Source organism: Occultella gossypii (genome assembly GCF_019947135.1).
GTDB lineage: Bacteria > Actinomycetota > Actinomycetes > Actinomycetales > Beutenbergiaceae > Occultella > Occultella gossypii.
On sequence record NZ_JAGSHT010000013.1, the window covers coordinates 171,524 to 183,967 of the forward strand.

Genomic DNA, 12,444 nt, shown 5'->3' on the forward strand with positions numbered 1-12,444 from the left:
AGCGAGAGTCTAGCCAACGGGGGAGACGCCTTGAGCCACTCCGCGCTCCGGAACCGACGGTGCGGTCGCTGTCGAACGGAGAACGGCCACCGCGCCCAGGTAGTCGGGCGAGGAAAGATAGCCGAGCGGACCGTCGAGGTAGGCGCTCAGCACCCGGCCGCCCGACGCCGTCAGCTCGTACACCTTGCGTTTGGCGCCGGTGCCGGGCGCGGGCTGCGCGGCGTGAGTGATGAGGTTGAGGCCCTCGACCCGCCGCAGTGCGCGGTGCAGGCTCTGCTCGTCCACGGCGAGCCGCCCGCCGGTCGCACCGGAGATGAAGTCCCGCACCTGCGCTGACCAGCCCGGCCCTTCGACCAGTGCCAGCAGGATGAGCAGCATCAGCGCACTCTTCTTGTGGGTGTCGGTCCAGGACGCGAGGACGTGCGACTCGTAGTCCGTGAGTTCCGCCGGGCCCGGACCCGGGCCGGTGCCGGCCACCGTCAGACCTCCACGCTCTCGTAGCCGCGGGCGAACAGGGCGCCGAGCGTGTGCACGAGCAGCCCGATCCCCCAGCAGATGCTCATCGCATAGAGCGGCCCGGCCCACCCGTGGTTGAGCGCCGCACCATTGCCGGTCAGCTCCAGCAGCCCGGCGTACAGCCAGAAGCTCCCGTTGATGAGCAGGTAGGTCGCCACGTGGACGAAATACAGCCCGTAGGCGCGCTGGTTGATCCCGGCCCGGTTGCGCGCCAGGAAGACCACGACGTAGGCGGCGACGGCCGCGAGCAGCAGCGCGCTGACGACGCTGATGTGGTGCTCGGCCACGAGGGCGGTCCAGCCGTGGACGACGAGCAGTCCGACCGCGAGGCCGGCGAGGTACCGGGCAAGAGTGCCGTTGGATACCGGCGTTGCCCCGACCGGGCGAACATTCATGGCGCGAACCCTTCGGTAGTAGACCATTGGAATACTACCGCAGGTAGAACAAGGGTGCATGGTGGTTCAGCCCGCTCTGACCTCGAACCGCTCGAATCCGACCTCGGCGACCGCCGTGGCGAGGCGGTCGAACCGCTCGGCCCAGCCGACGCCGTCGGCCGTGAAGCCGTCCCGTGCCCCCTCGGCCCGGGCGCGCTGCAGCGCGTAGTGGCGCACGCCTGCGGCGTGCAGCCGCCGGGCCAGGGCGAGGACGTCGACGGCGGAGCCCGGGTGGATCGTGGTGCGCACCTCCACGTCGGCCGGGGAGGCCAGGGCCAGGTCCAGGCTGCGCCAGGCCGCGGCTCCGCCGCCGGTGCGGATGACGTCCGCGTAGCCGTCGGGCTCGGCCTTGATGTCGAGTCCGATCCACTCGACGGACTCGGCGACGGCGGCCAGCCTGCTCGGGTAGGCGCCCGCGGTGTGCAGGCCGACGCCGAGGCCGAGGTCGCCCACCTCCTCGATCGCACGGCCGAGCGTGAGCTGGCGGGTGGGCTCGCCACCGGAGAACACGACGCCGTCGAGCAGGCCGACGCGCGTCGCCAGGAAGCCGAGCACGTCCGCCCAGGCGACCACACCCGGGGTGCGGGTCGGGATCAGGTCCGGGTTGTGGCAGTACTCGCAGTTCCACGGGCAGCCCTGCAGGAACACGGTCGCGACGAGACGGCCGGGCCAGTCGCACCCGGACATCCGGGTCAGCCCGGCCACCTGCAGGTCCGCCGCCGACCCACCCGGGCGAGCAGGCGCCGTCGGGCCGCCCATCGCCCCAGCAACCGCCGACCCACCCGCGCGAGCAGGCGCCGTCGCCGTCACACCGTCTCCAACACGGGCGCTCGGAGCCCGGCCGCCGTCTCCGTGAAGTGACGGCGCTCGGCGTGCTCGCCCTTCTTGCCGATGTTGAACGAGCTGACCGGCCGGTGGTAGCCCATCACGCGGGTCCAGACCTCGCAGACGACGGGCGGGCCGTCCGGGTCGGCGGCGGCGCAGCGCGGGCAGGTCGGCTGCTCCCCCGCCAGGTAGCCGTGCGCCGGGCAGATCGAGAACGTCGGGGTGATGGTCAGGTAGGGCAGTGAGAACCACTCGAGCGACCGGCGCACCAGCCGCTGGCAGGCCTCGGCGTCGGAGAGCCGCTCGCTCATGTACAGGTGCAGCACGGTGCCGCCGGTGTACTTGCGCTGGAGGTCGTCCTGGCGGATGAGGGCCTCGAACGGGTCGTCGGTGAAGCCCACGGGCAGCTGGGAGGAGTTCGTGTAGTACGGGTTGGCGTCGGTGCCGGCCTGCAGGATGCCGGGGAAGCGACGGCGGTCCTCCTTCGCGAACCGGTACGTGGTGCCCTCGGCCGGGGTGGCCTCGAGGTTGTACAGGTGGCCGCTCTCCTCCTGATAGCCGATCAGGCGCTCGCGCACGTGGTCCAGGACCCGGGCCACCAGCGCGTGGCCGCGCTGGTCGGTGAGGTCGTAGGCATCCGCGGTGAAGTTGCGGACCATCTCGTTCATCCCGTTCACACCGAGCGTCGAGAAGTGGTTGTCGAGCGAGGGCAGGTACCGCCGCGTGTACGGGTACAGGCCCGCCTCGAGCCAACCTGCGACGGCGGTCCGCTTGAGCTCCAGGGACTCCTTGCCCAGGTCCAGCAGCCGGTCCAGCGCCGCCACGAGCCCCGCCTCGTCGCCCGCGTGCAGGTACCCGAGTCGGGCGCAGTTGACCGTGACCACGCCGATCGACCCGGTCAGCTCCGCCGACCCGAACAACCCGTTACCCCGCGCCAGGAGCTCACGCAGGTCGAGCTGGAGCCGGCAGCACATCGAGCGGATCATGCCGGGGTCCAGGTCGGAGTTGATGAAGTTCTGGAAGTACGGCAGCCCGTACTTCGCGGTCATCGCGAACAGCGCTTGCGCGTTCGGGGAGTCCCAGTCGAAGTCCTTGGTGATGTTGTAGGTGGGGATCGGGAACGTGAAGACCCGCCCGCCGGCGTCACCGGCGGTCATCACGTCGATGTAGGCCCGGTTGATCAGGTCCATCTCGGCCTGCAGGTCGCCGTAGCTGAAGTCGCACTGCTGCCCGCCGATCATCGGGATCTGCTCGCGGAGGTCGTCGGGGCAGGTCCAGTCGAACGTGAGGTTCGTGAACGGGGTCTGGGTGCCCCACCGCGAGGACGCGTTCAGGTTGTGGATCATCTCCTGCAGGCACTGGTGGACCTGCTCGTACGTCATCGCGTCCACGCGCACGAACGGGGCCAGGTAGGTGTCGAAGGAGCTGAACGCCTGCGCGCCGGCCCACTCGTTCTGCAGGGTGCCGAGGAAGTTCACGATCTGCCCGACTGCGGCGGAGAGGTGCCGCGGCGGCCGTGCTGCGATCGCGCCGGGCACCCCGTTGAAGCCCTCGTGCAGGAGCGCGCGCAGCGACCAGCCGGCGCAGTAGCCGGAGAGCATGTCGAGGTCGTGGATGTGCAGGTCCGCCTCCCGGTGGGCGCGGCCGACGGCGTCCGGGTAGACGCTGTCCAGCCAGTAGTTCGCGATGACCTTGCCGGAGGTGTTCAGCATCAGGCCGCCGAGCGAGAAGCCCTGGTTCGCGTTCGCGTTCACGCGCCAGTCGCTGCGGTCCAGGTAGTCGTCCACCGTCGCGATCGGGTCGACGAGGGCGCGCGCAGGGGAAGTGCCCGACGGCGTCGCGCTGGTCGCGGGCGCGGCCGACGGCGTCGCGCGGGTCGCGGGCGCGGCCGACGGCGTCGCGCGGGTCGGGCGGGCAGGTGGGAGGGTCTGGGTGCTCACGGTGGGCTCCTTGGTCAGGATGGATTCGACATCTCGACCGTAGGACTGCGCAAGGCTAGATGTTGTGGTGCAACACGCCGTCAATTACTACATGTTGTGGTTTGCTGACGTGGAGTGCGAAAATACCAGGACGTTGGTCCCTGGCGGCACCACAATCGGGGTGGGCCGACTCAACGGTTCGGGACGCCCGGTCGTCTACCTCTATGAAGGCCGGCCCGACGCCGGCCGCACCGGGACTCGCGCCGGACGCGCGTGCCGGTCACGTTGCAATGAGGGGACATCATGAGCCACTGGGAACCGGTCCTGTCGGACCTGGTGCGCCAACGAGGGGGTGCGTTGGTGCGGTACGCGACCCTGCTCTGTGGGGATCGCGCGGAGGGTGAGGACCTCGTCCAGGAGGCTCTCACCAAGGTGTTCGCGGTGATGCGTAGGCCACCCCGCGGCGACGACGGCGTGGCCGTCGAACACGCGGAGGCCTACGTACGCCGCACCGTGCTGACGCTCTACCTGGATGGGTACCGACGCCGACGGCGCTGGGCGGCCGTGCGGCACTTACTGCCCGGTTCGGAATCCACGTCCGGCCCCGAGAAACACAGCCCGGACCGCCTCGACGTGGACCGTGCTCTGGCCGTCCTCGGACCCAAGCAGCGCGCCTGCATGGTGCTGCGCTACTACGCGGACCTGACCGTGCCGCAGATCGCCGACGAGCTCGGCGTGAGCCCCGGCACCGTGAAACGGCACCTGCATGACGCGGGTCTGCACCTGGTGGCCGAACTCGATGAGTCCCTGGAAGGAGAACGGCGATGAACCTCGAAGACATGCTCCGCAACGAGGCGCGCGCGAGCGCGCCCAACCCGCTGACCTCCCGCACCGGTGAGCTCATCGCCGGGGTCAGGCGCCGCCGTCGGGCTCGCGCCGCCGGCGCCACGATGGCGAGCGTCGCCACCGTGGCCGCGATCGGCGTGATCGTGTGGCAGGTGAGCGACCTGGACCGGGACCCACTGCCGCCGGCCCAGCCGGTCGAGGTGTGCACGCTGACGATCGACGACCTCCTGCCGGACGGTGTCTCGTCCGCGGTGGCGTCCTCGACGATCGCGCCCGACGGGCAGGGACCGGCGGCGGTGGTCACGACCCTCTTGGAGAACCCAGACGACGGTGACTTCGACGTGCCGGTCAACTCGATCTCCTCCTACGCGGTGGACCCGGTGACCGGCGCGATCCGCGGGTACCACCTGGACGGCGAGTCGGCCGAATCGATCACCGTGCCGGCCGGCAACGCGGCCGACTGGTCGGCCACGTTCGAGTTCTCGGCGTGCGAGGGCGAGTCCCTCGCGGACGGCGACTACGAGCTGTACCAGGTCGGCTCCGTCGTGGATTCCGGACGGTGGGCCACGGACGCGGTCACGTTCTCGATCACGGACGGCGCGGTCGGCGCCACGGAGCCGGCCACCGAGGAGCCCACGGACGAACCCTCGAACGAGCCCTCGAACGAACCCACTGACAACACGACCGATCCGGAGACCGAGGAGCCGCCCGACCCGGTCGACGCCCTCGAGCCGGCCCCGGTGTTCGAGCCGATGTGTGGCGACGCCTGGGCGCCGCCGACCATGAACACCGGCCTGGAGCTGACCGTCGAATGGCCGGACGGACCGTTCGTCTCCGACCCGACCTCCGGCGACAACTCCATCTCCCTGGAGCCCACGGCCCGCAATGTCAGCTCGGAGTCGGTCGCGCACGGGGTCTACACCTGGACGGTCGTCGTCCGGGACGGCGTGGTCGTCTCCCCCGAGTATCTCGGCAGTGACGACACCCGCGATCTCGCCCTCGGACCGGACGAGACGCAGGCCTTCAACGCCGGACACTCGCTCGGGGACTTCTGCGCACCGGGCTGGTCCCCGTCGGTCCCGCTGGAGCCGCTGGACCCGGGCCAGTACGAGGTGTACGTGATGCTCATGGATCTGGACCTGTACTGGAGCGACGGCACCCGCAACATCCTGGCCATCGCCCCGGCCGGCGCCATCGACATCACCAACTGACGCCGGCCGCCTCCCCGGCACGCGCACGAGCTCGCTCACACCCACCAGGTGTGGGCGAGGTCGTGCGCACCGGCGTGCCCGGGGTTACCCAACCGTGCCCGGGGTTACCCAACGATTCGGGGGTGCGGTGCGTCATCATGAGTAGAGGCGCCCAAGGTGACGAGGTGGGTGATGAACGGCGAGGATGCCCTGACCGAACTGGTCCGCGAGCGCGGCACGGCTCTGCTGCGGTACGCCTCGCTCCTGGTCGGTGAGCGGCGCGGCGCCGAGGACCTCGTCCAGGACGCGCTCGTCAAGGTGTTCGCGGGAACGCGCCGCCCGCGTGAGATCGAGGACGTCGAGGCGTACGTGCGCCGGGCTATCCTCAGCCTCTACCTGGACTCCTACCGGCGACACCGGCGCTGGGCCAAGGTGCGGCACCTGTTCGTGGTGCCCGAGGGCGTCGCGTCGGAGCCCGACGGCGTCGTGTCGGCCCGCGTGGACGTCATCGCCGCGCTGCGCACCCTGAGCCCGCGCGAGCGCGCGTGCGTGGTGCTGCGCTACTACGTGGATCTGAGCGTCCCGCAGATCGCCGACGAGCTCGGGATCGCCCAGGGCACGGTGAAGCGGTACCTGAGCGACGCCAACGCCGCGCTTGCTGAGCAGCTGGGCAGGCCACGCGGGACGGGCCGGCCGGCCGCCGCCGAATCCGGACCGCGAGCCGAGTCCGCGTCCGCGTCGAACCCGCTCGACCGACTGGCCGAGGCCGAGGCGGCCGGGCGCCATCGGGCCGAGCCGCTGCCCACCACCGCCGGGGAGGCGACGTCATGAACCTCAGCGAGCTGCTCGGGGACTCGGCCAGCGAGGTGGTGCCCGAGCCGGAGCCGATGGCTGCGCACCTGGGCACCATCCGCCGTCGGGTCCGCCGCCGTCGCACCCTGAACCGGGCCGGCTCCGGGGCAGTCGGCACGCTGTGCGTGGCCGGACTCGTCGCCGCGGGCGTGCTCACCTGGCAGAACAGCCGGCCCACCTGGGTGCTCGGCCCCACGTCGGAGGCCTTCGCGGCCTGCGGTCTGAGCGCTCCGGACGCCGTCGAGTTGCCGCAGGCCATGATCGAGGCCGACGCCTGGCTGGCGGCGAGCAGCCCGACGGTCGCGACGTCCGACGCACCGCGGATCGATGTGATCACCCACCTCACCAACATCGACGACACCGACTTCACGACGCCCGCCGCGGGTACCGACGTGCTGCTGCTCGACCCGGACACCGGTCTGGTGGTGGGAGTCGGTGTACCGGGCCCCGGGGCGACGTCCGCCGATGCGGCCGAGCTGCCCGTCGGCGGCTCCGCATCGGTGCTCGCGCGGGTGTCGCTGGTCTCGTGCGGCGGCAGCGGCGTGGCCCGCGGCGCACCGGTGCCGGACGGCACCTACCACCTGGCCACCACGGACGCCCTGAGTGACGCGGTCGGGACCTCGCCGGACGGGACCAGCGACGGGACAGACGGCACAGACGCGCCGGTAGCGGCTTGGCTCGCGGGTGGTCCGCCGCTGCTGATCTCGGGCGGCGTGGCGACGGTGCCCGACGGGGACGGTGGCGGCCCGACGCCGGACCCCGAGGACGATGGCGGCACGACGTCGGAACCGGAGGAAGGCGCCACGGTGGCCTTCACGCCGGTCTGCGGCGCAATGATCCCGGCGGCCCCGGAGAACCCGATGTGGCTCACCGTCGGCACCGATACCGGTCCGCACCTGCCCAGCACCGACGCCGACGCGGGCCCCGGAAGTTCCAGCGGCATCACGCTGGACCTGACTCTCGGCTCGCTTGCTGACGTCAGCCTGGACGGCACGCTGTCCGAGGTCACCACCGTCATCACGGACCTCGACGGCGTAGTGGTGGAGCACTGGACGGCCGACGGCGAGCTGCCCTTCGAGGTCGCTGCCGACGGACAACTGACGCTCTCAGGCGCGGCCTGGCACCCGCTCACCGCCGCCTGCGCGGGCGATCCCGAGGGGCCGATCGCGGACGGCGACTACCGCCTCTTCGTGGGCATGTCCCTGATCGCCGACGGCGCCGGGTTCGAGCACACCGCATCCTGGCTGCTGCTCAGCGCACCCCTGGACGTCACGATCGATGGAGGTGCGCTGACGGTCACCGCGGGGATGCAGGAGACACCTTAGAACAGGACATTTGCGCAGGTCAGACCCTGTTACTTAACGGGCGTTAGACAAAATCGAAGATCGGGACTAGCGTTCTCGGACGTCGGCAGAGTCGCCACGTCCAAGGAGAACCCCAATGTCGCAGGCCCCGATCCACGTCCCCCTCACCCGCCGCGGTTTCCTCACCGTGGCCGGCGTCACGACCGCCGGTGTCGCCCTCGCCTCGTGCTCGTCCGGCGGTGGCGGCGGCAACCGCTCCGACCCGCGTGACGCCGTCGAGCTGGAACTGCCCACCTACGTGGCGCCCCCCGAGATCCCCGGCGGCCTGGTCAGCGAGGTGGAGGGCATGCCCGCGATCTACACCCAGCCGATCTCCGAGTACACCGACTCCGTGACCGAGGTGCCGCTCTCCGGCGGTGCAGTCACCACGTTCCAGGTGCTCTGGGGCGCCCCGCCGCAGGACGCGCCCGCCAACGAGTACTGGGTGAGCCTGAACGAGCGACTCGGCGGGGAGTTCAAGCCGACCCTGGTGGCGTTCGACACCTACAACGAGAAGATGGCAACCACCATCGCCTCCGGGGAGATCCCGGACCTGTCCTTCGTGCAGGACACGAACGCCGTGGCCGCGCAGGCCATCGGCGACGGCGTGTTCGCGGACCTGTCCGAGGTGCTCGCCGGGGACGGCATCCTGCAGTGGCCGAACCTGGCGAACGTCGCCTCCAACGCGTGGACGGCGTCGGCCAAGAACGGGCACATCTTCGGCATCCCGAACGAGGACCCGTACCTGACGAACTTCCCCGCGATCCGGTACGACCTGATGGCCGCCGCGGGACACGACGCGATCCCGGCCGACGCGGACGGCTACCTGCAGATGATGAGCGACATCGCCGCGCTCGGGTCCGTCAACGGCAAGCAGCACTGGGGCATCGCCGCGTTCGACGGCAAGGCCCAGTCCTACGTGGAGTGGATGTTCCGGGCCGGCACCACCTGGCAGGTCGACGACGCCGGCAAGGTCGTGAACATCATCGAGACCGACGCCTACGCCGACGTCCTCGCGTTCCACAACAGCATGTGGAACGCCGGCGTCTACCACCCGGATGCCCTGGCCCTGGCGACCCAGGGCAACCAGGCCGCCGAACTGTTCACGAACGGCCAGGTGGCGCTCACGGTGGACTCCTTCAACGGGTTCTTCGGGGCCGGGATCTTCCGGGACACCGTCGACATCACCCCCGGCGCGGCGCCCGGCCTGTTCGTCCCGCCCGCGTTCGACGGCGGCGACCTGCTGATCCAGCGCAACGACGGCTACTGGGGCATGGTCGCGATCTCCGCGAAGGCGGCCGAGGACCCGGAGCGTCTCGCCGAGCTGCTCAACGTCATCAACTACTGGCGCGCCCCGGACGGTAGTTCCGAGGCCCTCTTCATCCACACCGGTCTGGAGGGCTACAACTTCGAGTTCGGCGCGGACAACGAGATCGTCGACCTCGGCGACGAAGCCGCGAACGCGGACCGGGCGGCCCTGCAGTGGCTGGGCGCCTTCAAGTCGCCGTCGTTCAACATCCCGGCGAACGCGCTGGAGTTCGTGGACAACTTCCGCGAGAGCGTCGAGGTGCTGATCGCGGCGACCGTGCCGAGCCCCGTGGTCGGGATCTACAACGAGCCGGCCGTGGAGAACGGGTCCCGGATGTCCGAGGTGGACACCGACTACCGCGGCGGGATCGTCTCCGGCCGGATGGACCTGAGCGCGATCGAGGAGTACCGCGAGGCGTGGCGGTCCGCCGGTGGCGACGCCGTCCGGGACGCCTACCAGGCCGCGCTCGACGAGGCCTGAGCCGGTGGCAGTCAACGCACGCACGTCGGCCTCGGACCGGCCCGGTGGCGTGGTGGAGACCGCGGGGGCCGGCGTGCTCGGCGGGAAGGACGCGCGCCCTGCGGGGTCGACGGGCGGGCGCGACGGCAACCCTGGCGGCCCGCGCGGGGGCGGCCCCGGCCGCGCTCGTGGCCGGGACGCGCGAGGGCGGGCCACCACCTGGACGCGGATGAAACGCGAGCGGGCCACCTACCTGTTCATCGTGCCCGGTCTGCTGTTCTTCCTGATCTTCGCCTACCTGCCGCTCGCCGGGAACGTGGTCGCGTTCCAGGACTACTCCCCGTACTGGGGCATCGGCGGCTCGGAGTGGGTGGGGCTGGAGAACTTCGCCGCGATGTTCAACGACCCCCAGTTCATGCGGGCGCTGACGAACACCCTGGTGATCTCGTTCCTGCAGATCGTGTTCGCCTTCCCGGCCCCGATCCTGCTCGCGCTGCTGCTGAACTCGCTCATCTCGGAGCGGATCAAGCGGGTGGTGCAGTCGATCGTGTACCTGCCGCACTTCATCTCCTGGGTGATCGTGATCGCGATCTGGCAGCAGGTCCTCGGCGGGGCCGGCCCGGTGGCGGAGCTGTTCTCCGCCATCGGCATCGACGGCGTGAACATCATGTCCGACCCGGACACGTTCAAGGCGCTGGTGGTCTCCCAGGTGATCTGGAAGGACATCGGCTGGGGCACGATCATCTTCTTCGCCGCCATCACCTCGATCCCGAACGAGCTGTACGAGGCGGCCGCCGTCGACGGCGCCGGGTCGATGCGGCGCACCTGGCACGTCACCCTGCCCGGACTGGTGCCGGTGATCACGCTGCTGCTCATCCTGACGATCGGGAACGTGCTCACCGTCGGCTTCGAGCAGCTGCTGCTGCAGCAGCCCGCCGTCGGGTCCGCGGCCGCGGAGGTCCTGGACACGTTCGTCTACTACCGCGGCATCGCGGGCGGCGACTGGGGCCTGTCCACGGCCGCCGGTCTGTTCAAGGGCGTGATCGGCACCATCCTGGTCATCGCCGCCAACAAGTTCGCCAAGCGACTCGGCACGGAAGGACTGTTCTGATGGCGGCCCTGCTCCCCACCGCTACGCCCACGAGGGGACCTCAGGACCGGCGCCGGTACCCGAGCCGCCCCGTCTGGATGGGAGTCCCGTCCAAGCCCATCCAGGCGGCCAAGGTCGTCACGATCGCGTTCATCGTCCTCGTGATGCTGTACCCGTTCGTGTACGTGATCGCGATGAGTTTCGCCTCCCGCGAGGCCGCCGCGTCCGGCGGCCTGTTCCCGACGTCGTTCTCCCTCGACGCCTACCGCTCCATCCTCGGCGGGGACGTGGTCACCCGGGCGATGCTGGTCTCGATCGGGATCACCGCCGTCGGCACCACCCTGTCGATGATCTTCACGACCACCCTCGCCTATGGACTGATGCGCACCCGGGACGTGCCCGGCGCGAAGTTCGTACTCGTGCTGGTGCTGTGCACCATGCTGTTCGGGGCCGGGATCATCCCGAACTACCTGCTGGTCCGCTCCCTGGGGATGCTGGACTCGTACTGGTCGCTGATCATCCCGGGCCTGATCTCGGCGTTCAACATGGTGGTGGTCCGGAACTTCTTCATGGGCCTACCCTCCGAACTGCTCGAGTCGGCCCGCCTCGACGGCGCGAGCGACCTGCGCATCTTCACCCAGATCGTGCTGCCGCTGTCCAAGGCGGTGCTCGCGGTGATCGCGCTGTTCTACGCCGTCGGGTACTGGAATGCGTTCTTCAACGCGATGATCTACCTCAACGACACCACGAAGTGGCCGATCCAAGTGGTCCTGAACCAGTACGTGGTGCAGGGCTCGGCGCTGACCTCGATCCAGGCACCGGACCAGCCGCCGCCCCCGGGGCAGACGCTGCAGATGGCGGTCATCGTGGTGGCCACGATCCCGATCCTGCTGCTCTACCCGTTCGCGCAGCGGTACTTCACGAAGGGCGTGCTCACGGGCGCCATCAAGGGCTGACCGGCGTCAGTCCTCGTCCGGGGCCAGCGCGGCGATCAACGCATCGATCGTCCGCCTGGTCACTGCCTCCATGTCCACCGTCCCGGGAGCGAGCAACCATTGGATCTGCAACCCGTCCATCACCGCGATGATCGCCGTGGCCGTCTCGGCGATGTCCGCGTCGTCGCGGAGCTCGCCGATGTCCCGGGCGTCGGCGAGCGCCTCGGTGACCATGGCGCGCAGCCCGTCGTAGCGCGCCCGGAACCACTCCTGCGCCGGGTGGTCGGTGGTCACCGACTCCGCGGACAGCACCGTGTACAGCTGCGTGATGCCGGGCCGGGTGGCGTTCCGGGCGGCGGTGTCGACGAGGTGGTGCAGGAACTCCAGGCCGCGCAGGCCGTGGCCGTGCCCGGCCTCCTCGATGTCCGCCATGTCCCGGTGGTGCAGGAGCTCGGTGAGCAGCTGGTCCTTGCTCTTGAAGTGGTGCAGGATCCCGGCCGCGGAGATGCCGACCTCGTCGGCGATCTCGGCCAGGGACGCGTTGTAGAAGCCCCGGGTGGCGAACGTCTGCGAGGCCACCTCGAGGATCTCCTGCCGGCGGCGCCTGGTGCGCTGCTTCTGCACCCCGTCCGCACGGGCGGACGCCGCCACGTCCGGATCGATTCCCATGTCGGCGACTGTAGACGACTTCTCCGGCCCGTCCGGCCCACTCGAAACCACCCCGTA

Annotated in this window: 12 protein-coding genes; 7 read left to right on the top strand and 5 right to left on the bottom strand. The window is 70.2% G+C overall.

Annotation, left to right across the window (positions count from 1 at the left end; translation table 11 throughout):
• Positions 1–9: 9 nt before the first annotated feature.
• The 4 genes from KCQ71_RS14210 to KCQ71_RS14225 form a co-directional block, all read right to left on the bottom strand.
• Complete coding sequence (locus tag KCQ71_RS14210) at positions 10–477, bottom strand: helix-turn-helix transcriptional regulator (RefSeq protein ID WP_223406981.1); 468 nt, start codon at positions 475–477, stop codon at positions 10–12.
• Between the two features lie 2 nt (positions 478–479).
• Positions 480–911, bottom strand: coding sequence for a hypothetical protein (locus KCQ71_RS14215; protein ID WP_223406983.1), 432 nt, complete (start codon positions 909–911; stop codon positions 480–482).
• 66 nt (positions 912–977) lie between these two features.
• Positions 978–1,760 carry an anaerobic ribonucleoside-triphosphate reductase activating protein gene (locus KCQ71_RS14220; protein WP_223406986.1) on the bottom strand — a complete coding sequence of 261 codons (783 nt, stop codon included), beginning with the start codon at positions 1,758–1,760 and terminating at the stop codon, positions 978–980.
• Positions 1,757–3,715: a ribonucleoside triphosphate reductase gene (locus tag KCQ71_RS14225; protein WP_223406988.1), complete on the bottom strand. Its 1,959-nt coding sequence runs from the start codon at positions 3,713–3,715 to the stop codon at positions 1,757–1,759. The genes KCQ71_RS14220 and KCQ71_RS14225 overlap by 4 nt, the downstream gene beginning before the upstream one ends.
• Before the next feature lie 282 nt (positions 3,716–3,997).
• On the opposite strand from KCQ71_RS14225, the gene KCQ71_RS14230 reads away from it, so the two are divergent.
• The 7 genes from KCQ71_RS14230 (at position 3,998) to KCQ71_RS14260 (ending at position 11,739) form a co-directional block, all read left to right on the top strand.
• Positions 3,998–4,522, top strand: a complete 525-nt coding sequence (locus tag KCQ71_RS14230; protein WP_223406990.1) for a sigma-70 family RNA polymerase sigma factor — start codon at positions 3,998–4,000, stop codon at positions 4,520–4,522.
• The gene (locus KCQ71_RS14235; protein WP_223406992.1) at positions 4,519–5,751 is read left to right on the top strand and encodes a PT domain-containing protein; all 1,233 of its coding nucleotides are present in this window, start codon (positions 4,519–4,521) and stop codon (positions 5,749–5,751) included. The genes KCQ71_RS14230 and KCQ71_RS14235 overlap by 4 nt, the downstream gene beginning before the upstream one ends.
• Before the next feature lie 171 nt (positions 5,752–5,922).
• Positions 5,923–6,561, top strand: coding sequence for a SigE family RNA polymerase sigma factor (locus tag KCQ71_RS14240; RefSeq protein ID WP_223406994.1), 639 nt, complete (start codon positions 5,923–5,925; stop codon positions 6,559–6,561).
• Positions 6,558–7,907 carry a hypothetical protein gene (locus KCQ71_RS14245; protein WP_223406996.1) on the top strand — a complete coding sequence of 450 codons (1,350 nt, stop codon included), beginning with the start codon at positions 6,558–6,560 and terminating at the stop codon, positions 7,905–7,907. The genes KCQ71_RS14240 and KCQ71_RS14245 overlap by 4 nt, the downstream gene beginning before the upstream one ends.
• 115 nt (positions 7,908–8,022) lie before the next feature.
• On the top strand, positions 8,023–9,714 hold the full coding sequence (locus tag KCQ71_RS14250) for an extracellular solute-binding protein (protein ID WP_223406998.1): 1,692 nt from the start codon (positions 8,023–8,025) through the stop codon (positions 9,712–9,714).
• A 4-nt stretch (positions 9,715–9,718) separates the two neighbouring features.
• Positions 9,719–10,804 carry an ABC transporter permease gene (locus KCQ71_RS14255; protein ID WP_223407000.1) on the top strand — a complete coding sequence of 362 codons (1,086 nt, stop codon included), beginning with the start codon at positions 9,719–9,721 and terminating at the stop codon, positions 10,802–10,804.
• Positions 10,804–11,739 carry a carbohydrate ABC transporter permease gene (locus KCQ71_RS14260; protein ID WP_223407002.1) on the top strand — a complete coding sequence of 312 codons (936 nt, stop codon included), beginning with the start codon at positions 10,804–10,806 and terminating at the stop codon, positions 11,737–11,739. The genes KCQ71_RS14255 and KCQ71_RS14260 overlap by 1 nt, the downstream gene beginning before the upstream one ends.
• A gap of 6 nt (positions 11,740–11,745) precedes the next feature.
• Here KCQ71_RS14260 and KCQ71_RS14265 read toward each other — a convergent pair whose 3' ends face one another.
• A complete protein-coding gene (locus KCQ71_RS14265; RefSeq protein ID WP_223407004.1) occupies positions 11,746–12,387 on the bottom strand; it encodes a TetR family transcriptional regulator in 642 nt (213 codons plus the stop codon).
• Positions 12,388–12,444: the final 57 nt, after the last annotated feature.